Origin of the sequence: Streptomyces sp. DH-12 (genome assembly GCF_002899455.1) — a bacterium.
Taxonomy (GTDB): domain Bacteria; phylum Actinomycetota; class Actinomycetes; order Streptomycetales; family Streptomycetaceae; genus Streptomyces.
Genome location: NZ_PPFB01000001.1, coordinates 6,892,755 through 6,916,822, shown reverse-complemented (window position 1 = coordinate 6,916,822; position 24,068 = coordinate 6,892,755). Strand labels below are relative to the sequence as shown.

General features: G+C 75.9%; 21 protein-coding genes. 9 read left to right on the top strand and 12 right to left on the bottom strand.

The annotated features are described in order from the left end of the window. Positions 1 to 49: 49 nt before the first annotated feature. The 4 genes from C1708_RS30415 (at position 50) to C1708_RS30400 (ending at position 4,138) form a co-directional block, all read left to right on the top strand. Entirely contained in the window at positions 50 to 466 is a 417-nt protein-coding gene (locus C1708_RS30415) for an ATP-binding protein (RefSeq protein ID WP_106416557.1), read from the top strand. Positions 467 to 541: 75 nt separating this feature from the next. Next, positions 542 to 1,252: an adenosylcobinamide amidohydrolase gene (locus tag C1708_RS30410; RefSeq protein ID WP_106415698.1), complete on the top strand. Its 711-nt coding sequence runs from the start codon at positions 542 to 544 to the stop codon at positions 1,250 to 1,252. A 235-nt stretch (positions 1,253 to 1,487) separates the two neighbouring features. Beyond that, complete coding sequence (locus C1708_RS30405) at positions 1,488 to 3,065, top strand: PP2C family protein-serine/threonine phosphatase (protein WP_106415697.1); 1,578 nt, start codon at positions 1,488 to 1,490, stop codon at positions 3,063 to 3,065. Then, the gene (locus C1708_RS30400) at positions 3,062 to 4,138 is read left to right on the top strand and encodes a cobalamin B12-binding domain-containing protein (RefSeq protein WP_106415696.1); all 1,077 of its coding nucleotides are present in this window, start codon (positions 3,062 to 3,064) and stop codon (positions 4,136 to 4,138) included. The genes C1708_RS30405 and C1708_RS30400 overlap by 4 nt, the downstream gene beginning before the upstream one ends. 58 nt (positions 4,139 to 4,196) lie before the next feature. Here the strand turns inward: C1708_RS30400 and C1708_RS30395 are convergent, their stop codons facing one another. The 3 genes from C1708_RS30395 to C1708_RS30385 are packed head-to-tail and all read right to left on the bottom strand — an operon-like array spanning position 4,197 to position 7,724. Next, positions 4,197 to 5,762 (bottom strand): FAD-dependent oxidoreductase, encoded by a 1,566-nt coding sequence (locus C1708_RS30395; protein ID WP_198602641.1) that lies wholly within the window; start codon positions 5,760 to 5,762, stop codon positions 4,197 to 4,199. Further along, complete coding sequence (locus C1708_RS30390) at positions 5,759 to 6,490, bottom strand: methyltransferase domain-containing protein (RefSeq protein WP_106415695.1); 732 nt, start codon at positions 6,488 to 6,490, stop codon at positions 5,759 to 5,761. Before C1708_RS30390 ends, C1708_RS30395 begins: the two co-directional genes overlap by 4 nt. A 40-nt stretch (positions 6,491 to 6,530) precedes the next feature. Beyond that, a complete protein-coding gene (locus C1708_RS30385) occupies positions 6,531 to 7,724 on the bottom strand; it encodes a lycopene cyclase family protein (RefSeq protein ID WP_106415694.1) in 1,194 nt (397 codons plus the stop codon). 366 nt (positions 7,725 to 8,090) lie between these two features. Here C1708_RS30385 and C1708_RS30380 point away from each other — a divergent pair, with 366 nt between their 5' ends. From C1708_RS30380 to C1708_RS30370, 3 genes are read left to right on the top strand one after another with little or no spacing between them, the layout of a single operon-like run. Further along, complete coding sequence (locus C1708_RS30380) at positions 8,091 to 9,635, top strand: phytoene desaturase (RefSeq protein ID WP_106415693.1); 1,545 nt, start codon at positions 8,091 to 8,093, stop codon at positions 9,633 to 9,635. Continuing rightward, on the top strand, positions 9,622 to 10,638 hold the full coding sequence (locus C1708_RS30375) for a phytoene/squalene synthase family protein (RefSeq protein WP_106415692.1): 1,017 nt from the start codon (positions 9,622 to 9,624) through the stop codon (positions 10,636 to 10,638). Before C1708_RS30380 ends, C1708_RS30375 begins: the two co-directional genes overlap by 14 nt. Next, the gene (locus C1708_RS30370; RefSeq protein ID WP_106415691.1) at positions 10,635 to 11,663 is read left to right on the top strand and encodes a DUF5914 domain-containing protein; all 1,029 of its coding nucleotides are present in this window, start codon (positions 10,635 to 10,637) and stop codon (positions 11,661 to 11,663) included. The genes C1708_RS30375 and C1708_RS30370 overlap by 4 nt, the downstream gene beginning before the upstream one ends. Before the next feature lie 187 nt (positions 11,664 to 11,850). On the opposite strand, the gene C1708_RS30365 is transcribed toward C1708_RS30370, so the two are convergent. The 7 genes from C1708_RS30365 to C1708_RS30335 all read right to left on the bottom strand — a co-directional run bounded on the left by C1708_RS30365 (position 11,851) and on the right by C1708_RS30335 (position 17,555). Beyond that, positions 11,851 to 12,726 carry an SDR family oxidoreductase gene (locus C1708_RS30365; RefSeq protein ID WP_106415690.1) on the bottom strand — a complete coding sequence of 292 codons (876 nt, stop codon included), beginning with the start codon at positions 12,724 to 12,726 and terminating at the stop codon, positions 11,851 to 11,853. Beyond that, positions 12,723 to 13,217, bottom strand: coding sequence for a hypothetical protein (locus C1708_RS30360; RefSeq protein ID WP_106415689.1), 495 nt, complete (start codon positions 13,215 to 13,217; stop codon positions 12,723 to 12,725). Before C1708_RS30360 ends, C1708_RS30365 begins: the two co-directional genes overlap by 4 nt. A gap of 49 nt (positions 13,218 to 13,266) precedes the next feature. Further along, on the bottom strand, positions 13,267 to 14,910 hold the full coding sequence (locus C1708_RS30355) for a phytoene desaturase family protein (RefSeq protein WP_106415688.1): 1,644 nt from the start codon (positions 14,908 to 14,910) through the stop codon (positions 13,267 to 13,269). Beyond that, the gene (locus C1708_RS30350; RefSeq protein ID WP_198602640.1) at positions 14,903 to 15,409 is read right to left on the bottom strand and encodes an SRPBCC family protein; all 507 of its coding nucleotides are present in this window, start codon (positions 15,407 to 15,409) and stop codon (positions 14,903 to 14,905) included. The genes C1708_RS30355 and C1708_RS30350 overlap by 8 nt, the downstream gene beginning before the upstream one ends. 86 nt (positions 15,410 to 15,495) lie before the next feature. Next, positions 15,496 to 16,365, bottom strand: coding sequence for an oxygenase MpaB family protein (locus C1708_RS30345; protein ID WP_106415686.1), 870 nt, complete (start codon positions 16,363 to 16,365; stop codon positions 15,496 to 15,498). A 98-nt stretch (positions 16,366 to 16,463) separates the two neighbouring features. Then, positions 16,464 to 16,730 carry a hypothetical protein gene (locus C1708_RS30340; RefSeq protein ID WP_106415685.1) on the bottom strand — a complete coding sequence of 89 codons (267 nt, stop codon included), beginning with the start codon at positions 16,728 to 16,730 and terminating at the stop codon, positions 16,464 to 16,466. A gap of 36 nt (positions 16,731 to 16,766) precedes the next feature. Then, positions 16,767 to 17,555, bottom strand: a complete 789-nt coding sequence (locus C1708_RS30335; RefSeq protein WP_106415684.1) for a restriction endonuclease — start codon at positions 17,553 to 17,555, stop codon at positions 16,767 to 16,769. 234 nt (positions 17,556 to 17,789) lie between these two features. Between C1708_RS30335 and C1708_RS30330 the strand changes: the two genes are divergently transcribed. Further along, the gene (locus C1708_RS30330; RefSeq protein ID WP_106416555.1) at positions 17,790 to 18,455 is read left to right on the top strand and encodes a GAF and ANTAR domain-containing protein; all 666 of its coding nucleotides are present in this window, start codon (positions 17,790 to 17,792) and stop codon (positions 18,453 to 18,455) included. A gap of 27 nt (positions 18,456 to 18,482) precedes the next feature. Here the strand turns inward: C1708_RS30330 and C1708_RS30325 are convergent, their stop codons facing one another. Continuing rightward, on the bottom strand, positions 18,483 to 19,070 hold the full coding sequence (locus C1708_RS30325) for an AMIN-like domain-containing (lipo)protein (RefSeq protein WP_198602639.1): 588 nt from the start codon (positions 19,068 to 19,070) through the stop codon (positions 18,483 to 18,485). Between the two features lie 160 nt (positions 19,071 to 19,230). Here C1708_RS30325 and C1708_RS30320 point away from each other — a divergent pair, with 160 nt between their 5' ends. Next, positions 19,231 to 21,810: a SpoIIE family protein phosphatase gene (locus C1708_RS30320; protein WP_106415682.1), complete on the top strand. Its 2,580-nt coding sequence runs from the start codon at positions 19,231 to 19,233 to the stop codon at positions 21,808 to 21,810. Positions 21,811 to 21,904: 94 nt separating this feature from the next. Here the strand turns inward: C1708_RS30320 and C1708_RS30315 are convergent, their stop codons facing one another. Continuing rightward, entirely contained in the window at positions 21,905 to 23,974 is a 2,070-nt protein-coding gene (locus C1708_RS30315; protein ID WP_241911474.1) for a DUF1996 domain-containing protein, read from the bottom strand. Positions 23,975 to 24,068 lie beyond the last annotated feature (94 nt).

Here is a 24,068-nt window from a genome sequence, read left to right as displayed (position 1 = left end):
ATCCGTGCGGACGGCAGGCCGATGACCGGAGATGACCGGAAAGGACTTCATGAAGGAATCGTCGGTCCGCACCGTGGGCTGGGCCCGCTCCCTGCCGATGGGCCAGGGTGTCAAGGCGGCCCGTGACTGGGCGCAGGAGCACCTCGCCTCCCTGGGGTGGGACGAGACCGCTCCCGAGACGGTCCACGACGTGCTGCTCACGGTGTCGGAGCTGGTCACCAACGCGCATGTGCACGCCGGTACCGACGCACAGCTGGTCATGTCGTGGGACACCCGCTGCCTGCACATCTCGGTGCACGACGGGTCCGCCTCCCTGCCCACGCCGCGCGAGCCGAGCGAGGAGCGGGTCGGCGGGCGCGGCATGCTGCTGGTCGACGTCCTGGCCGACACGTGGGAGGCCCGCCCCTGCCCCCACGGCAAGACCGTCACCGCCTGCTTCCGCGCGCCGGAGGCCGTCTCCGGGTGATCACCCCGGCGCGGGGCGCGGACCCGGCACGGCCTACGATCGGCCGGGCCGACCCCCCGCAAGGAGCCCCGCACGGTGACCGCCGTACTGCCCCCGTACCCCGCCACGCCCGCCCTGCCGGCTCCGCGCCGTCTGACCCGTACCGAGGGCGGTGAACGGCTGCACGCCCTGCTGTGGACCGCCGGGCCCGGGCGCCGGATGATCAGCAGCGCGGTGCTGGGCGGCGGCATCGGCGAGCGTGCCTGGGTCCTCAACGCGCAGGTGGCGCACGGCTACCGGCGCACCGACCCGGAGCGGCACCTCGCCTCCCTCGCCGCGGACGCGGGCGTGCGCGGCGAGGGGGTGGGCCTGATGACGGCCGCCGACGTGTCGTCGTACGCGCACGCGCGTGACGCGGGGGCCGAGGCGTTCGTCACAGCGGGGATCGACGTGCGCGGCTGGGCCGCGTGGCCCGGTGAGGGCGCGGCGGGCGCCCCGGATCCCGGCACCGTCAACGTCGTGGTGGCCGTGCCGGCCGCGCTGTCCGACGCGGCCCTGGTGAACGCGGTGGCCACCGCCACGGAGGCGAAGGTCCAGGCGCTGGTGGAGAGCGGGTACGACTGCTCCGGAACCCCCACCGACGCGGTGTGCGTCGTCGCCGACGCCCCGGCCCCGCACCGGGAGGCGCACGCGTTCGCCGGGCCCCGGTCGCTGTGGGGGGCGCGGCTGGCGCGCGCCGTGCACCGGGCCGTACGGGACGCCGTGACCGCGGCCGACCGGGACCGTCCTGCCGTCCGCCGGACATGAAACACCTGTTCCGGGGTACGCGGCGTCGCATGGACGGCCTGGCCGAGCGGGCAGGTTGCTTCGCGGGCACAGATGGGGGACCGTTGCCGCCGTACCTGCTCACGCCGACGAGAAAGGGGGTGGGTGCGCGGCGCGCACCTCGTTCGTGATTCCTTCCCCCGGTTCCGGCGCCGGTCCGTGCGATACGCGCGACGGATCCGTTCCCACGTGGGACGACGCGCCCTGCCCCGTTCTGGTGCTGGACGCCCGCGGCCGGATCGTCGGCCGCAACCGCGCCGCCCGCCGCCTCACCGCCGCCTCCCCCGCCCCCGACACCCCGCCGTCCTGGCTGGCCGACGCGCACCGGCGCCAGGTCGCCGGAACCGACGTCCCGACGACGGACACGCCGGCCGGGACCTTCGGCGACCGCTCCTACGAGGCCCGGCCCTCCCCCACCGGCGACGGCCACGTGGCCTGGTGGCTGTTCGACCGTACCGACCTCGTGCGGGCTCAGGCGGCCGTACGGGAGACCCGTGAGCGGGCCGACGCCACCTCCGGCCTCTTCAGCACCCTGCTGTCCTCCCTCAACGTGCCGCGCTGCGCGGAGGTCGCCGCCCGGATGGCCACCGACCACCTCGCCGAGGCCGCCGTGCTGATCACCCCGCCGACCGGCCACCGGTACGCCGTCACCCACGCCCTGCGCGGGCAGCGGGTGGTGCGGGAGACCCGGCAGATCGACCCGCTCACCGTCCCCGGCCTCGACGAGGCCCTGCGCGGCTTCCCTCCGGTGCCGGCCCGCTGGATCAACCCGGACGCCGTACCGGACTGGGTGGTCCCCGAGGGCTTCTCCGGGCCGGTCGGCTCCGTGCTGGTCACGCCGCTGCCCGGGCACGGGGTGCCCGCCGGCGCTCTGATCCTGCTGCGCTCGGACACCGAGAAGGGGTTCTCGTCCGAGGAGGAGGTCTTCGCCCGGCTGTTCGCCTCACGCGCGGGCACCGCCCTGTCGGCGGCACGCCTGTACAGCGAGCAGACCGCCATCACCGGCACCCTGATGCGGGAGCTGCTGCCGCCGCCGCTGAGCCGCGTGCACGGCGTCGACTACGCGGGCCGCTACCGCACCGCCATGGACCACGAGCGGGTCGGCGGCGACTTCTACGACGTCCACCCCGGCCCGGACGAGTCCGCCGAGACGTTCGTCGCGCTGGGCGACGTGGCCGGCAAGGGACTGGACGCGGCGGTGCTCACCGGGAAGATCCGCAACACGCTGCACGCGCTGCTGCCGCTCGCCTCCGACCACCTCCGGGTGCTGCGCATGCTCAACAGCGCCCTGCTCACCTCCCACCACGCCCGGTTCGCCACCCTGGTGCTGGCCTCCGTGGACCGCCGGGACGACGGCTCGGTACGGCTGCGGCTCACCAGCGCCGGGCATCTGCCGCCGCTCGTGGTGCGCACGGACGGCCGGGTCGAGGAGATGCCCACGCAGGGCACCCTCGTGGGCGCGCTGCCCGAGGTGACCGCGCGCACCGTGGAGACCGTCCTCGCCCCCGGCGACACGTGCCTGCTCTACACCGACGGCATCACCGAGGCCCGCGGCGGGCCCCTGGGCGGCGAGCTGTTCGGCGAGGAGCGGCTGCGGCAGGCCCTCGGGGAATGCGGCGGCATGCCGGGCGAGGCGCTGGTGGAACATGTACAGATGCTGGCCGCGCAGTGGCTGGAGCCGGGCAGCCGGCACGACGACATGGCCGTCGTCGCCATCGGCGCCCCGCGCAACGGCCACCCGGCGGACGACGGCGCGCCGGCCGGTGGGGGCGGACGAGCACGGAGGAAGGCATGAGCGGGCCCCGGTCCTCGGCCGGTGAACTGGGCGAGGCGCTGTGGAAGGCGGTCATCGAGGGCGACGAGTACGACGCCGTCGACGTCGTCCGCGGCGCCCTGGCGGACGGCTGGCAGGAGGAGGACCTGCTGCTCGACGTGGTCGCGGCAGTACAGGCGAGGGTCGGTGTCGAGTGGGCGGCCGACCGCATCAGCGTCGCCCAGGAGCACGCCGCCACGGCGATCAACGAGCGGGTGATCACCGCCCTCGCGCATCTGTCCCCCGGCATCCGGCCGGCGGCCCGCCGGGGCCGGGTCACGGTGAGCTGTGTGGACGGCGAGTGGCACGCGTTCCCGGCGCGGCTGGTCGCCGAGACGCTGCGGCTGCGCGGCTGGCAGGTGGACTACCTCGGCGCGCAGACGCCGACGCCGCACCTGGTCGCCCACCAGCACCACACCGACTCCGACGCCGTGCTGCTGTCCGGGTCGATCCCCACCCATCTGCCGCGGGCGCACACCGCCATCACCGCCTGCCGGTCGGTCGGCGTGCCGGTGGTGGCGGGAGGCAGGGCGTTCGGCGTGGACGGGCGGTACGCGCGCGCCCTGGGCGCCGACGGATGGGCCCCGGACGCGCGGGGCGCCGCGGCCGTGCTGGAGGCCGGGCTGGACAGGCCCACGGGCGTCCGGCAGGCCGTCGACGACCTGCCGCACCTGGCCGACCAGGAGTACAGCGTGGTCGCCCAGTCGCGCGGCCGGCTGGTCAAGGAGACGCTGACGGAGCTGGAACGCCGCTTCCCGCCGATGCGGGAGTACAGCGAGGCACAGCGGGAGCGCACGGCGGAGGACCTGGCGCACGTCGTGGACTTCCTGGCCACCGCCCTCTACGTGGACGCCGTGGAGGTGTTCACCGACTTCCTGGGCTGGACGGCGGACGTGCTGTCCGCGCGCAACGTCCCGCCGCACTCCCTGGTGACCGGCCTGGACATCCTCGCCGACCACCTGTACGACTTCCCGCGCGCCCTCGCCATGGTCCGGGCCGGCGCCGCCCGCCTGACCGGCAGGACCGACCCGGCGGTCACGGACACGGTGGTCTGACGGGATGGGAGCGTGAGCGTCACGCTCCCCGGACATGAGCGGTCACGCTCCCCTCCCGTCACCTCCGGCGCCCCACCGCCCCCGCCAGCCCGCGCAGCACCGCGCTGCGGCCTCGGTCGGGGACCGTCCAGAGCGGCTGGCCCCGTACGCCCCAGCGTTCCAGCAGGGCGTTCGCGGCGAGGAAGCCGGTGGTCGCCGCGCGTTCCATCAGGGCGACCGGCAGGGACGTGCGGACCAGGTCGCCGGCCACCACCAGGCCCGGGTCGGGCGTGCGGACCGTGGGCCGGTCCTCGTGGCCGCCCACCGGGAAGAGGGGACAGTCGGTGCCCCACTCGTGGCGGGCGTCGACGATCGCCGCGTTACGGGTCTCCGGATAGACGCGGTGCAGCTGGTCGAGCAGCCGCTTCTGTTCGACCTCCGGGGACGACTCCGGGAGCAGGGCGTAGGCGTGCAGTTCGACGACGGATCCGCCGGTGCGGGCGGCCCAGCGGGCGGCCTCGTCCTCGTACCGTTCGAGGACGCTGACGTTGTCGAGGGTGCCGTAGCCGCTGGTGCCGAGGAAGCCGGGCCGGTCGGGGGCGACCGGGCGGTCCAGCCAGAGGCGGGAGACCAGGAACGGCGGGGCGTTGCGCAGCCGGGCGACCCGCTCCCGCCAGGGTGTGTCGCCGAGCCGGACGGAGCGGTCGACGAGGGCGCGCAGTCCGACGGCGTCCAGGGCGAGCACCACGGTGTCGTGACGCTGCTCGTCCCGGTCGGTGGCGACCGCGTACCCCCCGTCGTCCAGGGGTTCGACGTGCTCGACGGGGGTGGAGGTGCGCAGGTTCGCGCCGTGCCGGTCGAGCAGGGCGGCGAGCGGCTCCCACAGGGCCGCGGGGAAGGGCGCGGCCGGCACGTCGAACAGCAGGCCCTCGGAGGAGCCGAGGAAGTAGATGTGGAACATCAGCGCCATCTCCGCGGCCGACAGCAGCCGCGGGTCGGCGAAGAAGCTGCGCGAGAACACCTCGAACGCCAGGTGCCGGGCGCTCCGCGGGAAGCGGACCGCGTCGAGGAAGTCGTGCGCGCTGACGGAGTCGAGGCGCTCGTACACCTCGGGCACGCGGACGTCGAGCAGCGGCAGCGCGGCCGCCGCGTCCATCCGGGGCAGGTCGCGCAGCGGGAAGGACGGGCTGAGCGCGGCGAACCCGAGCGCGCTCCACGGCGGGGTGCGGGGCACGTGCCGGAAGCTGTCGCAGGTGCCGTCGCTGTGCCGCAGCGGGTAGTCGGGCAGCGGGGTGAGGCGTTCCAGGGCGGGGTCGGTGCGCCGGAGCAGGCCGCGCAGGTTGTAGTACTGGCGGAAGAAGGCGTGGAAGCCGCGGCTCATCGTCGCGGGCGTGCCGTCCTTCAGGTCGACGGGCCAGCCGCCGACGCGTCCGCCCAGGTAGGGGCGGGCTTCGTAGAGGGTGACGGCGACGCCGCGTTCGGCGAGGGCGGTGGCGGCGGCCAGTCCGGCGATGCCGCCGCCGACGACGGCGGTGCCGGGCCGGCGGTCGCCGTCGACGCGCGGCGCGCCGGGCGGGGGCATCAGCACGCGGGCGCGGCGGTCACGTCCGCGGCGGGCGGCGGCGGGGCGGTGCGGGCGGGTCATCGCGCGTCCTCCGGCACGGTGCAGGGCCGGCGCCCGGTGAAGGTGTGGGTGATGCCGGTCTGCCAGCCGGGCAGCGGCAGGCGGCGCACACGGTCGAAGCCGTTCGCCCGCAGCCGGTCCGCGAACCGGTCGGCGGTGTCGAACTCCACGACGCTGCGCCACAGATGGCGGTACAGGTCGCCGTCCCCGAGCAGGGTCGCCACGGGCTGGACGACGCCCCGGCAGACCAGGGTCCACACGGCACGGTCGGTGCGGCGTCCGCCGAGGGCGTACTCGTGCACCGCGAGGCGTCCGCCGGGCACGAGCAGTGCGCGCACGGTGCGCAGTACGGCGTCGGGGTCGGTGACGTTGCGGAACAGGTAGGCGGCGAAGACCGCGTCGAAGGGGCCGGTCACGCCGTCCTGCGCGAGCCGTTCGGCGGGCGCGTGGGTGAACGTCACGTTCGGCGGCCAGATCTTGGCGGCGGCCCGCTCCAGCATGCCCGCGGAGGCGTCCACGGCGGTGATGTCCGCGCCCGGCAGCACCTCGGCGAGCGCGGCGGTGGAGGCGCCGGTGCCGCAGCCGAGGTCGAGCACGCGCAGCCCCTCGCCGCCGCGGGGCAGGCCGAGCCGGCGTGCGGAGCGGCGCAGATGGGCGTGGTAGCCGGGGTTGGCGGCGACCAGGGTGTCGTAGCTGCGGGCGGCGTGGTCGAAGGCGGCGGCGAGGTTCTCGTCGCGCAGGAGGGTCATGGGGTCTCCGGGATGGCAGGGACTGGGCGTACCGGGGCGGTCAGGGGCCTTCGTAGGGGCGGCGGGGCAGGCCGGGCAGTTCGAGCGCGGAGCGGAGCATCGGGCCGACCGGTGCGTGCAGGCCGACGGCGAGGTCCTCGTGCAGGCGGGTGTCGCCGTCGAGGAACCGCAGCAGCCGGCGCATGGGGACGCGGTCGAAGAGCCGGCAGAACAGGGCGGGCCCGTCGGCGCGGCCGCCGGCCAGGGCGCGCAGCAGCACGGCGTCCATGGCCCGGGAGCGTGCCGAGTGGGCGGGCGGCGGCACCGGGCGGCGGCCCTCGCGCAGGGCGGCGGCGACGGCCCGGGTCTGCCGCTGGAGACCGGCGAAGGTGTAGCCGGTGGAGGGGCGGGTGGCGCCGCCCGCGGCCCCGATGCGGAACACGGACTGGCCGGTCTGCCGGGGCATCACCGCGTCGGTCATCGGGATGACGCCCGTCTCGGTGGACAGCACCTCGAGGTCGCCGAGCCGCAGCACGTCGTCCGTGTAGTGCCGTACGGCCGCCTCGTAGGCGTCGGGGGCGAGGGTCCGGGGGGAGAACTCGGTGTACTCCACCAGGGCGTCGTGCCGGCCGAGGGGCAGGACGTAGCCGAAGGACAGGCCGTCGGCGGGCTGCGGGGTGCGGAAGTCCATCAGTTCGGCGGTGCCGGGCTCGAAGGCGGGCCGGGCGGTGCGCACGAACCAGCCGTGGAAGTGCTGGAGCAGCGTGGTGCGGGCGGCCGGCAGGCTGCCCGGCGGACGGGAGTCGAACACCCAGCGGGCCCGGACGACGCGGACGTGGCCGTCGCCGTCGCGCAGCCGGACCAGCGCTCCCCGGGGCACGTCCTCCACGGTGTCGACGGTGCCCTCCACGCGCCGGACGTCCGCGCGGTCCGCCAGGTCGCGGGCGACAAGGTGCTCGAAGTCGTCGGAGCGGATCATCTTGTAGCGCAGCGGCGCGATGTCCCCGTCGATGCCGCGCCCGGCGGGGTCGCGGACCCGCAGGCGCCGCCAGGACGCGGTGACCGCGGCGTCGAAGCGGCCGGGGCCCGCCTCCCAGAAGCACCAGGTGCGGCGCGGCGGCCGCAGCGGTCCGGGCGGCGCGTCCAGCAGGGCGACGGACGGCGCCCGGTCCCCGCTGCCGGGCCCGGCCAGCCGGTGGGCCAGGGACAGCCCGGCCGCCCCCGCCCCGACGATCGCGACGTCCGCGTCCAGCACGCCGGCACCACCCTCCTCCGTACGACACGACTCCGTACGCATCCGCGTGACCAGTTGTTTCCGTCCGTGTGCCCGGTCGGATCCGGGTCACTCGGGCGTGAGACGACGGGCGCGACCGGGAAGGCATGCGCCGGTCGTCCGGCGTACCGGAGCGATGCGCATGCCGATGAGAGGAAGACACCGGATGCTCCCCACTGGGGCCAAGGAACACCGCGCGGCGTTCGGGCCGCGCGCGCCGCGCCCGGCTCACCCGCCGGGACCCACCGTCCGGGTGCCGTCCGTCCGCGTGACGGCGGGGCCCGCGGACGGCCGTACGGCAGGGCGCCGCGTGCCGTGCGGGCACGCGGCCGGAGCGGGGGCCGGGCGGTGACCCGTACCGTTCCGGGGCGCACGGACCATGTCGTCGTCGTGGGGGCCGGGCTGGCCGGTCTGTCGGCGGCGCTGCACCTGCTCGGCGCGGGCCGGCGCGTGACCGTCGTCGAGCGCGACGGACTGCCGGGCGGACGCGCCGGGCGGACGGAGCTGGACGGGTACCGGATCGACACCGGGCCCACCGTGCTGACCATGCCCGACCTGGCGGACGAGCCGTTCGCCGCGGTCGGGGACAGCCTGCGCAAGCGGGTGGAGCTGGTGGAGCTGCACCCCGCCTACCGGGCGCGGTTCGCCGACGGCAGCAGCCTCGACGTGCACACCGGGGGCGAGGCGATGGCCGCCGAGGTGGAGCGGTTCGCCGGGGCTCGGGAGGCGGCGGGCTACCTGCGGATGCGGGACTGGCTGGAGCGGCTGTACCGGGCGCAGATGCGCCGGTTCATCGACGCGAACTTCGACTCGCCGCTGGGCCTGCTCCACCCGGACCTGGTGCGGCTGGCGGCGCTCGGCGGCTTCGGACGGCTGGACACGCGCATCGGGAGCTTCCTGAAGGACGAGCGGCTGCGCCGGGTGTTCTCCTTCCAGGCGCTGTACGCGGGCGTCCCCCCGGCGCGGGCGCTGGCCGCGTACGCGGTGATCGCGTACATGGACACGGTCGCCGGCGTGTACTTCCCGCGCGGCGGCATGCACGCGCTGCCGCAGGCGATGGCGGACGCCGCCGCCGACGCGGGCGCCGACCTGCGGTTCGGCCGGGAGGTGACCCGGCTGGAGCGCTCCGGCGGCCGGGTCACGGCGGTGGTCGCGGGCGACGAGCGGATCCCCTGCGACGCGGTCGTCCTCACCCCCGACCTGCCCGTCGCCTACCGGCTGCTCGGCGGGGCGCCCCGGCGTCCGGTGCGGCTGCGGCACTCCCCCTCGGCGGTGGTGCTGCACCTCGGGACCGACCGGACCTGGCCCGAGCTGGCCCACCACACCCTCTCCTTCGGCAAGGCGTGGCGCGGCACCTTCGACGAGCTCACCCGTGCCGGGCGGCTGATGAGCGACCCGTCGCTGCTGATCACCCGGCCCACCGCCACCGACCCGTCGCTCGCGCCGCCGGGACGCCATCTGCACTACGTCCTCGCGCCGTGCCCGAACACCGACATCGGGCCGGGCGCGGCCGAGTGGACGGACCTGGCGCCGCGTTACCGCGACTCGGTGCTGCGGGAGCTGGAGGGGCGCGGTCTGACCGGGCTGGCGTCCGCCGTCGAGGCGGAGTGCGTGGTCACGCCCGCCGACTGGGCCGCGCAGGGGCACGCGGCCGGCACGCCGTTCGCCACCGCCCACACCTTCGCGCAGACGGGCCCGTTCCGGCCCAGGAACCTGGTGCGCTCCGCCGAGAACGCGGTGCTGGCCGGCTGCGGCACCACCCCCGGCGTCGGCGTGCCGACCGTGCTGCTGTCCGGGAAACTGGCCGCGGCACGCGTCACCGGCGCCCGCGGCCCCGCCGGACGCGCGTCCACCTCGCTTTCCGCACAGGAGGCCCCGCATGACCGAGCGTGAACTGGACGCGGCGGGCGTCACGGATCCGGCACTGCGCGAGGCGTACCGCCACTGCCGCCGGCTCAACGCCCGGCACGGCCGGACGTACTTCCTCGCCACCCGGCTGCTGCCCGTGGAGCGGCGGCCCGCCGTGCACGCCCTGTACGGCTTCGCCCGCTGGGCGGACGACATCGTCGACGCGCTCGGCACGGGCGCGGACACCGCCCGCCGGGACGCCGGACTGGCCGCGCTGGAGAGAGAGCTGGAGAAGGGGCTGCGGGACGGGCGGAGCGCCGAGCCGGTGGTGCGGGCCCTCGCCGACACGGCCCGGCGGTACCGCATCGACCACGCCCACTTCGCCGACTTCATGGCCGCCATGCGGTCCGACCTGGTGGTCACCGACTACGCCGACTACGCGGCCCTGCGCCGGTACATGCACGGGTCGGCCGCGGTGATCGGGCTGCAGATGCTGCCCGTCCTCGGCACGGTCACCGACCGCGGGACGGCGGCCCCGCACGCGGCGGCCCTCGGCGTCGCCTTCCAGCTGACCAACTTCCTGCGGGACGTGGGCGAGGACCTGGACCGGGGGCGGGTGTACCTGCCCGCCGACCTGCTCGCCGCGCACGGTGTGGACCGGGAGCTGTTGCGGTGGAGCCGCGACACCGGCCGCCGCGACCCGCGCATCACCTCGGCGCTGCGCGCCTTCGAGGGGCTGACGCGGGGCGTGTACCGGCAGGCGGCGCCGGGCCTCGCGATGCTCGAACCGGTGTCCCGCCCCTGCATCCGCACCGCGTTCGTCCTGTACGGCGGGATCCTGGACGCGGTGGCCGAGGACGGGTACGCCGTGCTGCACCGGCGGGCGGTGGTGCCGCGCAGGCGGCGGACGGCGGTCGCCGCGGACGGACTCGTCCGGGTGGCCGCCGCCAGACTGCGGTCCCGCGGCGCCGCCGTCCGCGTGCCCGACCGCCCTCCGCTGACGGCGGCGGAGCCGGCGGCCCCGCGGGTGGTCGGGGAGGTCGCGTGACGGCGGGCGACGGACGCGGACGCCGGCGGCTGCCGCTCTCCCTGCGCCGCAACGCGGTGGCGTGGGAACGGCAGCGTCCCACCTGGCGGGACGCCAGGCCCGCCCTGATCGCCGGCGCGCTGAAACGGGCGCAGGCACGCCCCTCGGGCAACTGGTACGTCGTGGGCGCCTCCCGCGACGTGGGCGGTGACCGCCCGCTGGGCCGGACGGTGGCGGGGCGGGAAGTGGTGGTCTGGCGGGACGCGGAGGGGCGCGTGGTCGCCGGACCGGGCGTCTGCCCCCACCTGGGCGCGCCGCTGCGGGACAGCCCGGTGCGCTGCGGCACGCTCGTCTGCCACTGGCACGGGCTCTCCCTGAACGGCGGGCCGTTCGCGGGCTGGGAGCCGTTCCCCGCGCACGACGACGGGGTGCTCGTGTGGGTACGGCTGGACGCGGTCGGCGGTGAGGAGCCGCTCGACGCGCCGGTCGTACCGCGCCGTCCGCTCCCGGCGCGCGCCCTGACGGCGGTGTACTCCGGGGTGGGCGTCTGCGAGCCCGAGGACGTCGTGGCGAACCGGCTGGACCCCTGGCACGGGGCCTGGTTCCACCCGTACTCGTTCGTCGACCTCACGGTGGCCGACGCGCCGGACGGTTCGAACCGCCCCGACGATCCGCACGGGGACGCGTTCGCCGTGGACGTGTCGTTCAAGGTGGCGGGTCGTCTGGTGGTGCCGGTGCGGGCGGTGTTCACGGCTCCCGAGCCGCGCACGGTCGTCATGCACATCACCGAGGGCGAGGGGGTCGGCTCCGTCGTCGAGACCCACGCCACCCCCCTGGGCCCGGACGCCTCGGGCCGGCCGCGCACGGCGGTGACCGAGGCGGTGGTGGCGGCCTCGGACCGCCGCGGCTTCGCCCTCGCCCGGACCGCCGCCCCCCTCCTCCGCCCCCTCGTCCGCACCGCCTCGGCCCGCCTCTGGCGGGACGACCTCGCCTACGCGGAACGCCGCTGGGCGCTGCGGTCGACGGGGAGGTTCCCGGGGGCGTAGCCCCCGGCCCGCCCGGTGGAGACACCGGGCGGGCCGGGACACGCGGCCGGGCACGCCCGGGGATGTCCTCCCCGTCCCGCCGGGCCCTCGGGGACCGGCCGACGTGCCCTCCGCTCACGGGACCACGCGTGCCCCGACGATCGAGTCCGCGCCCGCCCCGGACCGGGCGCCGTCCCGGGGCGGCCCCTCACCCGCCCCGTGCCGCCTCGTCCGCGCGTCCCCCTCCGCCCAGGAGCTCCGTGTGGGTCAAGGACGCACGGGATTCCAGGCGGGGCAGGTAATGGCGGGTCGCCCTGGTGACCACCGACGGCATCGCGGCCCGTACCGGCTGGCCCAGGCGGAGCCAGCGAGGGTAGTACACGGCTGTGCTGCGTCGTTCGACCGCCGTGGCGAGGCGGGCCGCGGCGCGGTCGACCGGGTACACGTTCCGCACCGGCCACGGCATGTGACCCCGTAGTTCCCGCATCACGGTGTGACGGTCGGCGTCCTGGATCAGGTCGGTGCCGATCCAGGTGAGGTAGCCGAGGCCGACGGCCACGCCGAGGTGGGCGACCTCCGCGCGCAGGGAGTGGGCGAAGGCCTCCACCCCCGCCTTGGAGGCGCAGTACGCGCTCATCATCGGGGCGGCGCCGATGGCGGCCAGCGAGGCGACCTGGAGGTGGTACCCCCTGGTCGCCGTCAGGTCCGGCAGGAACGCGCGGGCGGTGGCCGCGCTGCCGGTGAGGTTGACGTCGATGATGCGCCGCCACCGCGCGGGGTCGGAGTCGGCGAACAGTCCGCCGTCCGTCACGGCGGCGTTGGCGACGACGACCGAGGGGCGTCCGAGCCCGGTCCGGACCGCGTCCGCCGCCCGCGCCAGCGCCGCGTCGTCGGTGACGTCGACCTCGTGCGCGAGGGCGGGCCCGGGCAGCGCGCCGGCGAGTTCCCGCAGCCGCTCGCCCTCGTGGCCGAGCAGCGCCACCCGCATGCCGCGTCCGGCGAGGTCGCGGGCCAGGGCGGCGCCGATCCCGCGCGCGGCCCCGGTGATGACGGCGGTGCGTCCCCGCAGCGGGCCGCCGCTCATCCGCCGTCACCGCCCTTCCCGCCGGTCACCTGCGGGTCGGTGTCGGGGCGGGCGGTGTGGTGCGGGTGGCCCGCGGTCCTGCGGGCCTCCTTCATCTCCGCCTCGAAGAGGTGGTCGCGGCCGTCGGCCAGCTCCTCCACGGCGGCCTGCTCCAGCTCCCGGAACGGCCGGTAGTAGGTGCGGTCGTACGCCTCGACGATCTGGAACGTCCAGTGGCCGGGGATCACGTTGCGGCCCAGCACCTGGGTGCGCACGGTCTCCGCCCAGTCCGGGTGTCCGGCCTTGTGCAGCAGTTCCACGGCCCGGTCCAGTTCCAGGTCGGCGGTGCCGGTGAGCTGGTGGAAGCTGTAGAGGTGGCCGCGGGCCCGTTCGGTGGTCTCCAGTGCCTTCGACAGTGATCCCAGCGCCTCGACCGTCTCGTCGCTGACGCCCTCCGGGCGCCGGTGCGCGCGGTCGGGGCCGTCGTCGGGCTGTCCGTCGTGTCCGCTCATCGTCGCGCCTCTCCTCTGGAGTCGGTGTCCGGCCGGCGGCCGGCGGGGGTCATGCGGGCCGTCCGCCCCGGTCGGGCTGCCGGCGTCCGGTGCGGTCGCGGTGGGCCAGCAGCCGCTGGGCGCCGGTCAGGCCGGGCGCGAAGGACCGGCGCAGGGCCGCCCGCGCGGCGTTCGCGCCGGGCGCGCCGTGCACGCCGCCGCCCGGGTGGGCGCCGGCGGACGCCAGGTACAGGCCCTTGACGGGGGTCTCGGGCCGTCCGGTGCCGGGGGCCGGGCGGAAGAACAGCTGCTGGTGCATGGCGGTGGTGCCGCCGTTGATGGCGCCGCCGTGCAGGTTCCGGTCGAGGGACTGGAGCGTGGGCGGGGCGAGGATCCGCCGGGCCCGGATGCGGTCGCGGAAGCCGGGCGCGAACCGCTCCACGTGGCGTTCGACGCGGTCGGCCATGCGTTCCTGCTCGTCCTTGTCCCAGGAGCCGGTGAGGCCGTCGTCGCCCGCGTCCCCCACGACGCGGTGCGGGACGTGGGTGTAGGCCCAGGCCGACTCGGTGCCCTCCGGGGAGCGGGACGGGTCGGAGGTGGTCATCTGGCCGAACAGGGAGAACGGGCGGTCGGGGATCCGGCCGGTGGCGAGCTGGGCGGCGAAGCGGGTGAGTTCGTCGAGCCCGTCGGCGAGGTGGACGGTCCCGGCTCCGGCGGCGCCCTCGCACCGCCACGGGACGGGCCCGTCCAGCGCCCAGTCGACCTTGAAGGTGGCGAAGTCCCACTGGAAGCGCTCCAGGTCGGACAGCAGCTGCTGCGGCAGGTCCTCGGGGGCGACGAGTTCGCCGTAGAGGGAGGGCACGGACACGTCGGCGAGGACGGCGCGCCGGGCGGGGACGGTCTCCCCGTCGGCGAGGCGCACCGCGACCGCGCGCCCGTCGCGCACGACGACCCGCCGCACGTGCCGCCCGCACTGCACCACTCCCCCGCGTGCCTCGAGGCGCCGTACGAGGGCGTCGGTGAGGGCGCCCGCGCCGCCGGCGGGCACGGGGAAGCCGTACGTCTGTCCGAGCATGGACATCAGCCAGCCGAAGCCGCCGCTGCCGGCGGCCTCGGGCGCGAGGTCGGCGTGGAGGGCGTTGCCCGCCAGCAGCAGCCCTCCGCCCTCGCCGCGGAACTCCTCCTCCGCCATGCGGCGCACCGGCAGCACCAGGGTGCGCGCCATGCGCAGTCCTCCGGTGCCGCGCAGCCGCACGGCGAGCCGGAGGCCGGGGCGGACCGGCGGGAACGGGGTGAACAGGGCGTCCAGCAGGTCGGGGCGCAGACGCTCCCACATGGCGTGCAGCCGTCGCCAGGCGTCGCCGTCGCCGGGCGCGAAGGAGTCCAGGGAAGCGGCGGTGACGCTGACGCTGCGGTCCAGGACCGCGCAGCGGCCGTCGCTCAGCGGGTGGGCGACGACGTGCGGGGCGTGGCTCCAGCGCAGCCCGTGGTGCTCCAGGCCCAGTCCGGCCACCACCGGGGAGGCGGCGGCGAGCGGGTAGAAGGAACTGAACAGGTCGCTGGCGAAGTCGGGGTGGACGCCGTGGTCGTGGCGCACGGCGCCGCCGGGCTCGGGCTGTTCCTCCAGGACCTTCACGCTCCAGCCGGCGTCGGCGAGCAGGTTCGCCGCGACCAGGCCGTTGGGCCCGGCGCCGATGACGACGGCGTCAGCCACGGACGCCTCCCGTCCCGGGCTCCGGCTGCACGACCTGGCCGAGCGGCCGGCGTTCCTCCGCCTCGGCGGCTTCCGTCTCGACGAGGTGCGCCAGCCGGGCGAGCATGGCCCGGTGGCGGAGCTGGATGAGGGCCTCGACGGCCACGTTGTGCACGAGGCCGCCCGCACCGCGCAGGGGGTGCTCGTCCACCTTGACGAGGCACTGGTCGCCCCAGGGCTGCACCTCGATGGCGATGCGCGCGGTGCCCAGCGGCCCGGCCTTGGCCTCCAGTTCCAGCACCTCGCCGGGGATGCAGCGCCGGACGACGGTCTCGTTGTGCAGCTTCAGCGGGCCGATGCGCACCTCGTAGCCGATCGCGGAGCCGAGCTGCGGCCAGTGGCCGCGCACCGGCTTCGACGAGGACGCGCCCACCACCCAGTCCGCGTAGCGGGTGCCGTCCTCCAGCACGGCCCACACGGACCGCGGGTCCGTGCGGATCAAGCGATGACGAAGCGCCACTGTTGCCTCCTGTGTCCCTGAGCGCCACCGGTCAGCTTTGAGTGCCCCGCCTGACCGGCGTCAACCCGGGAGGGCCGCCGGACGGGTCAGGCCGCGGGGCGGGTGGGGGCCAGCGCCCAGCGGATGCCGGCGGTGACGGCGGTGCCGAGCGGGCGGACGCACAGGCCCTCGGCGGGCACGCGGGGCACCCGCAGCGCGCGGGACGCCCAGGGCGGCAGCAGGGACACGGCGTTCGCGGCGAGGACGCCGTACGGCAGCCGGGCGAGCAGCGGGACGGGCGGGTCGAGCAGCAGGAACCGCGCGGTGGCCAGGGCGTCCGGGGTGGCGTGCAGCTCGTCGCGGTAGGCGGCGAGCCGCTCGGCGAGCTGGGCGCGGTCCACGGGCGGGTCGGGGACGCCGAGGGCGGTGGCGATGCGCGCCATGTCGGCGACGTACGCGTCGCAGCCCGCGGCGTCCAGCGGGCGGGCGCCGTAGCGCTGGTGGGCGCGCAGGAACATGTCGACCTCGGCGACGTGCACCCAGCACAGCAGGTGCGGGTCGGACGCCCGGTACTCCCGGCCGTCGGGCGCGGTGCCGTGGACCGTCCCGTGGACGGCGCGCACCCGGTCGACGGCCTGCTGGGCGCTGTCGGCGGTGCCGTACGTGGTGACGGCGAGGAAGGTGCTGGTCCGCTGGAGCCGCCCCCAGGGGTCGCCGCGGAAACCGGAGTGGGCGGCGACGGCGGCCATGGCGAGCGGGTGGAGCGACTGGAGCAGCAGGGCGGACAGGCCGCCGATGAACATCGAGGCGTCGCCGTGCACCCGGCGGACCGGCCGCTCGGGGCCGAACCAGCGCGGGCCCGGGGTGCCGTGGATGCGGGCGCGGTTGTCGGGTCCGTCCGGTCCGGCCACCCGCGAGAAGATGGCGTGGCCGATGCGGCCGCGCAGTGCCGAGGCGGGTTCGGCGATCCGTTTCATGCCCGTCGGGCCTCCTCCCGTCGGCGAGGGCCGGCCGGTGTCCTACGGTTACGTCTGCCCCGGTCGCCGCTCCGTACCCGCGTGCGGGGCGGGCCCGGTCAGGGCACGTCGCCCCGCCACTCGTACACCCGGTCGCCGGCCGCGCGGGGCGCGTACACCGCGCGGCCGCCGGGGCCGTAGCGGCCTATCTCGGTGGGCAGGCCCACGCCGTGCCGCCGCTCCGCCGGACCGTGGCCGGTGACGTCCAGCAGCAGGCCGTCCAGCGGGCCTCCGGACAGCTCCGCGTACACCCGTCCCTCACGCGGGCCCGGGTCGTCGTGGTCCGCCCCGTACACCCTGCCGCGCATGAACTCCGTCTCGTCCATACCGGCAGGGTGGCATCCGGCACTGACAACGGCCCGCTACGCCGGCTCCTCGCGGGGGACCGCCGCCCACGGCGCGGCCGCGCGTCCCTGGCTCCAGGCGAGCAGCCCGTCGCCGTCGACGCAGACGATGCCGCACTGCTCGGCGTACTCCAGGGCCGGGACGGTGAACTCGCCGGTGGTGACGACGACGGCGACGTCGGCCTCGTGGACGGTGAAGCAGGTGCCGCCGAAGCGCTGGAGGTCCTGCGAGCCGACCTTGTTGTCCTCGCCGTAGCGCTTGCACTGGACGACGAGGCGGCGGCCGTCGGGGGTCAGCGCGGTCACGTCGGCCCCCAGGTCGCCCGCGCCGCCGACCACCCGCACCCGCGTGCAGCCGTCCCGGGCGCACAGCTCCGCGGTGGCGGCCTCGAACTCGTCGGGCGTGAGCGCCTCGTGGTCGATCCCCTGGGCCACGGGCAGCGGTGAGGTGACCTCCTCGGGCGGGCCGGCCTGGGCGGGGATGGTGAGCGGGGCCGGCGCCGGGGCGTCCAGGGCGTCGAGGGCGGTGGAGGTGCCCCGGGCCAGCGCCTCCCCGGCGTGCCGGGCGATCCGCGCCGCCGACAGCCGCCGCCTGCGGCGGCCGCGGGCCAGCGCGACGGCGACGACCAGGCAGAGCAGCACGACGGCCCACACCGGGCGGCGCTGCACCACCCCGGCCAGTGCCCGCACCGCCAGGCCCCCGACGACCAGCGCCGCGGCGAGCAGTCCGAAGAACATGGCGGTGGAGCGCAGGTCGAAGCGCCGGCCGGGGCGTGACACACGGGTACGACGCTCGGGCATGGTCACCGTGGTGACTCCTCTCTCTGACGGGCCGGACGCCGGCGTCCCCGGTGGCCGGGGCACGCCGGAGATCACGTAGGCCGTCTGCCCCCGATCGGCGCGCTCACCGGATGCGGGGACGGACGGCCTGTTTCGGTGCGAGGAGGGAAAGAGGCGACCCGTGGGGGAAGTCACGATGGCCGGGGAGGCACGGCCGGACGGAGGAGACGGACGGTGGACTGGCGGGTCTTCGCTCAGCGCATGGCATCGATGGCCCGGGATCTGCTCGCGGAGCACACGCTCGACGCGACGCTGGAGCAGATCTCGCGCTCGGCCGTGGAGCTCGTGGACGGCTGCGACGCCTCGGGCATCCTCGTCCTGGGCGAGGGACGGGTGCGCTCGCTGGCGCCGACGGAGGAGTTCGTGTCCGTCAGCGACCGGCTGCAGGGGGAGCTGTGCGAGGGACCGTGCTTCGACGCGGCCCGGCCCGACCGCCCGGAGCGGGTCTTCCGCATCCCCGACCTGACGGAGCCCCCGGAGCACTGGCCGCGCTTCGTGCCCCGGTGCCGGGAGCTGGGGGTGGGCAGCATGATGGGGTTCCTGCTGTACACGCGGGAGGAGGAGCTGGGCGCCCTCAACATGTACTCCCGCAAGCCGGGGATGTTCACCGAGGACAGCGAGACCGCGGGCTGGCTGCTGGCGTCGCACGCGGCGGTCGCCTTCGCCACCGCCCGCACCGGCGAGCAGCTGCGGGAGGCCATCGCCACCCGGCATCTGATCGGCGAGGCGATGGGCATCCTGATGGGCCGGCACCACCTCGCGGAGGACCAGGCGTTCGACCTGCTGCGCACCCGGTCGCAGCGCACCAACACCAAGCTGCGGGACGTGGCGCGGCAGGTCTGCGAGTCGGGCGGCGCGGAGCGCTGACCGCCCGGCTCGTCACACGGCGCGCGCTCAGCGGGCGGCGCCGGTCCAGGTGTGGGCGACGTCGATCACGAGACGCCCGTCGAACTGCAGCACGCGGAACGGCAGCCGTCCGCGCACCCCGAGGCCGATCTGGGTGTCGCCCTCGAAGCTGCCGGCGAACCGCGCGTCCCGGAAGGTGCGGTATCCGGTCAGGTCGACGCCCGGCAGGACGCCTCCGGCGCGCGCGGGCAGGGTGGCCGCGCCGGTCTCGGGGTCGTACGCCGGTGCGGTGACGCGCACCTCGAGGATCGCGCCGCCGGAGACGGGGACGTGCCGTCCCGATCCGTCCTGGTGGAGCCGGTCGACGTAGCGGACGAAGTGGCCGAGGTCGCCGCGCGCGGCGCCGGGCACGTCGACGACCATGCGGTCGTAGCAGTCGTGCCGGCCGGTGCGCACGTCCCGGACGGAGGCGGTCGTGGCGGCGGTGGCCGCCTTGTCGCCGCTGCCCCAGCCGGTGGAGCAGGCCGTCGCCGTGGCCGGCGCCGCCGACGGGGCGGCCACGGCCGGGGCCGCCGCCGTCACCAGCGTGGCGCCGAGCAGCACGACCGTCGCGCAGATTGTTCTTGATTGAAGCATTTTCGGCCCCCTGGGACGACAACGTTCTGGTATCCGGTGGGACGACCGGGATGCCCCGATGGTTGCGGTCCGTGCGGCCGGTCGCCGTACCGGCGCGCATGACACATGCTGGTGGGGAGCGGACGAACGTCCCGTTTCGTGTGCACCGGGAGGGCGCTACATGGGTGGTGCAGCCGCCGCACCGCGCGGGAAGCGGCCGGCGGGCCCGCCCGTACCCGGCGCGGGGAAGAGCCGGACCGGTTCCCCGGAGGCGCGTGTCGAGGACGCGCTCGCGGACGCCGTGGTGGCGGCCGTGCGGGGCACCGGGGGGTACGGCGGGGCGGTGTACCTGCGGTCGCCCGACCGCAGGTCGCTGGTGCTCTGCGTGGTGTCCGGCGTACCCCGCGGGCTGCTGAAGCCGTGGTGGCGGATCCCGGTGAGCGGCGCGCTGCCGATGTGCGAGGCGTTCCGCAGCGGCGAGACCCAGTACCTGCCCGACGACCGGGCGACGATGCTGCGCTTCCCGCAGTTCACGGCCGCGCTGCCGTACTCGTTCGCGCACGCCCACCACCCGGTGCGGGTCGGCGGCGAGGCGGTGGGCGTCCTCGCGGTGCTGCACTCCTCCGGCCGTGAGCCGGCCCGGGAGGAGCAGGTGCGCGAAGGGCTGCGCCGGGCCGGGCGGGACATGGAGGAGCGCCTCACCGCGTTCGCCCGCCGCCTGCCCGGCCGCACGGACGCGGACGCGCCGGCGTACGGCATCGAGTACGACGACCAGCCGGTCAGCGTGCGGCTGCCGACGCCGCCCGCCCAGGCGGTGGCGGTCGGCATGGTCGAGTGGAACCTGGACAGCGACACCTGGGCCGGGGACGACGACGCGCTGGCGCTGCTGGGCGTGGACCGCGACCGGTTCGGCGGCACCCTGGCCGCGGTCGAGGAGCGGGTGTCACCGGACGACCTGTACGAACTGCGGGCGGCCCGGCGGGAGGCGGAGGACACCGGGCAGATCCGGGGCCGGCACCTCCGGGTGCTGGAGGAGACGCGGGACGGCGCCGAGGCGGTCCACTACCGGCCGGTGGAGCTGTGGGGGCACGTGGTGCGGGCGGAGGGCACGGCCCGGCTGCTGGTGGGCGCCCTGGTCGACGTGGCGGGCGGGGTCACCGCCGCGGAGGCGGCCGAGCGGCTGCCCGACGGGCTGTTCTCCCTGGACCAGGACGGCAGGGTCATCTACGCCAACCGCCGCTGTCAGGACCTGCTCGGCTGCGATCTGGAGCGGCTGCTCGGCCACTATCCGTGGCGGGTCCTCACCTGGCTGCGCGACCCGGCGTACGAGGACCGCTACCGGGCGGCGATGCTGACGCAGCAGCCGGTGTCGTACCTGGTGCGCGACCCGGACGGGGTCTGGCTCGGCTTCGTGCTCTACCCGGGCGTACACGGGCTGACCGGACGGGTCTTCCGCACGGCCGCCCCGGCGGGCGCCGAGCCCGGAGGGACGCTGACGCCGTCCCCGGCGCCCCCGGCGGACCCGCCGACCGGGCTGGTCGCCACCGCCCGCGCGGGGGCGCTGTACCACGTGGTGCAGATGGCCAGCGTGCTCACCGAGGCCGTCACCGTCCGGGACGTGTGCCGCGCCGTCTCCGAACAGCTGCTCCCGGCCTTCGGGGCGCAGGAGGTCGCCCTGTACACGGTCCGCGACGGACGGATGTACCTGCTGTGGGAGGACGGCTACCCGCAGCACTTCCTCGACCCGTTCGAGGGGGTGCCGCTGGACGCCGACCTGCCCGGGGTGCACACGCTGACCACGCGCCTGCCGCTGTTCTTCGAGTCGCCGGAGGAACTCGTCGGCGCGTACCCGCATCTGGCGCTGGACCCCATGACCTCCTGGGCGTTCCTGCCGCTGATCGCCTCCGGTCACCCGATCGGCTCCTGCATCCTCGGCTGGAACACCCCGCACCGCTTCACCGCGGAGGAGCGCAGCGCGCTGACCGCGCTGGCCGGTCTGACCGCGCAGGCCATGGAGCGGGCCCGGCTCTACGACGCCGAGTCGGCCGTGGCGCGCGGGCTGCAGGAGGGCCTGCTGCCGCACCGGCTGCCGGCCGTCGACCGGCTGCGCACCACCGGCCGCTATCTGCCCGGCACCAAGGGCATGGACATCGGCGGCGACTGGTACGACGTCATCCCGACGGGGCGCGGGGTGGCGCTGGTCATCGGGGACGTGGAGGGGCACAGCGTGGGCGCCGCGGCCGTCATGGGGCAGCTGCGCAGCGCGGTGCACGCCTTCGCCTCGAGCGGGCGGCCGCCGCAGGAGGTCATCACGCACACCAACCGGCTGCTCGCCGATCTGGAGACGGACCTCTTCGCCACCTGCTGCTACGTCGAACTGGACCCGACGACCGGGCACGCCCGGGCCGTACGGGCGGGCCATCCCCCGCCGTTGCTGCGTCACCCCGACGGGAGCGCGGAGACGCTGGACCTGGAGGGCGGGGTGCTGCTGGGGGTGCAGCCGGACGCCGCCTACCCGGTCACCGCGCTCACCCTGGAGCCCGGCAGCGTGCTGGCGCTCTACACGGACGGGCTGGTCGAGGTGCCCGGCAGCGACATCGCGACCGGCATCGACACGGTCCGCCGGTGCCTGGCCGACAGCCGGACCGGATCCGTGGAGGAGCTGGCCGACCGGCTGATCGGCGCGGCCCGCCGCACGGAGGACCGGCCGGACGACGTGGCGCTGCTCCTCACGGCGTACGACCGGGCGGACACGGCCTGACGCCCGGGAGGCGGGCGGAGGCGCCGGCGCTCGGCCGCGGTAGCGGAGAGCGGCAGGACCCCGGGGGATCCTGCCGCCCGCCGCGTGCCGAACGTCAGGCGTTGCGCCGCACGCTGCGCAGAACGAGGAAACCGAAGATCACCAGCACTCCGCCGATGGCGGCCGGCCACAGCTGGGCGCCGGTCTCGGCGAGGCTGCCGCCGGCGCCCTGGGCCTGGGCGCCGCCCTCGAGCTCGGGGAGGCTGCCGGGCACCTGGGCTGCCTGGCCGCCGTCACCGTTGCCGCCGTCACCGGCGTCCGCGCCGCCCGTGGCGTCGTTCCGGTCACCGGCGTCGGCCGGGTCGGAGACCTTCACGTCGGGCTGCCCGGGCGCGGCCGTGGCCTCGCCGTCCGCGGGCTTCTCGGTCGCCGCGGGCTGCTCCTGGCCGTCGTCCTCGCCGCCCTGGTCGCCGCCCTGGTCGCCGCCCTGGCCGGCGTCGTCCTGCCCGCCGCCCTGGTCGCCGCCGCCGTCGCCCTGGCCCGGGTCGTCGGGCGTGGCGGTGGGCTGCTCGCCGCCGTTGTCGTCACCGTCGCCGCCCCCGTCGCCGTCGCCGCCGTCGCCGTTGTCACCACCGTTGCCGCCCCCGCCGCCGTTGCCGTCGTCGCCGCCGCCGTTGTCACCACCGTCGCCGCCGCCGTTGTCACCGCCGGCGCCGCAGGTGCGGCCCTCGTTGATGCAGTCGACCATCTCGTTCATCAGGTCCTCCTCGAAGACGTTGATGAAGTCGCCGTGGTCGGTGATCGGCTTGTGCAGCTGCTCGGGGAAGGAGTCCACCGCGAACAGCGGGACGGTCTTGCCGCCGTCCTCCAGGCTCGGCGCGTCGACGTCGTACACGATGCGCTGGACGAGCTGCGGAACGGGCTGGAAGCCGGCCGGGCAGTTGCCCTCGGCGTCCGTGAACGCCATGTGCGTACGGTGGTTGGCGCTGTCGATGTTGCGGCCGTCCCAGCAGCTCTGGAAGGCGAACGTGCGGACCACGTCACTGCCCTCCGGGCACAGCGGGTACTTGTCCTTCAGCTGCCGGTCCTCGAAACCGGTGCAGCTCCAGGAGGCGTTGGCGTTGGCCGGGCCGTTGACGAAGGACTTGGCGTCGCCGGTGATGATGCGCAGCAGCCGGGGCATGGCCGTGACCTTGCCCTTCGGGTTGCCGACGAAGGTCAGCGTGACGTCCTTCGGGGTGACGATCTCACCGACGTTGCCCTCGATGCCGCCGCCCGGGGACTGGGCGTCGCGCTCCTCGGTGCCGTTCTGCAGGCGCAGCACCGGCCAGTAGTAGGAGGACCTGTCGCGCTGGTCCTCGCAGCTGGTCTCCGCCCGCGCCAGCTCCTCGTCGCTGACGAAGGCGTCGGTGGCCTGGTTGCCGATGTAGTCGTGGAAGTGGTGGGCGCCGTTGCTCACGCCGGGGGCGGCGATGACGTTGTCCGAGTTGAACAGGCCGTTCTCGTTGACGCCGCACTCGCTGGTGAAGGTGCCGGTGGAGGCGTTCCCCGACGGCTGCGGGGTGTTGGCATCGGGCTGGACGCTCTCGATGGAGACGTAGTCGCCGGGCACCGGTCCGTTGCCGGCCTGACCGCCGTTGCCGCCGCCCTGCTGATCGCCACCGTCCTGGCCCTGACCATCCTGACCGTCTTGACCGTCCTGGCCGCCCTGCTGGTCGCCGTCGCCGTTCTGCTGGTCGCCGCCGTTCTGCTGGCCCTGGTCGTCGCCGGGCTGCTCGCCGCCGTCGCCGCCTTCCTCGGGAGCGGGGGCGTTGCCGGAGTCGCGCACGGCGCAGGCGGCGAGGTCGTCGAGGTTCTGCGGCCGCTCGCCGCCGGCCTTCTCGATGGCGGCCCCGATGCGGGCCAGCACCGCGGCGCGCTTGTCCTTCAGCGGTCCTGCGATGGCGTTCCCGGCGAAGCCGGGGTCCTGGCGGATCGCGTCGGCCGACTCGCCGAGCCGCTGGTAGGCCTCGGCGATCTGGGCATCGAGGCCCGCGAGTTCCCTGTCCACCTCCGCGCGGGCCCGGTCGGGCACCGCGGTCAGCTCGGTGGCCACATCGGGACAGTCGATGGTGGCGGCGCCCGACAGCACCTGCGCGTCCGCCGTCCCGCCGTCCGTCGCGGAAGCGTAGACATTGGCCGCCATCATGCCGCCGCCACCCAGGATCAAGGCGAAAGCGGCGAGCGTCGCGCGCTGTTTGGGGCGTCTGCGTGTGTTGCGTGCCAAGGCAGTACTCCTA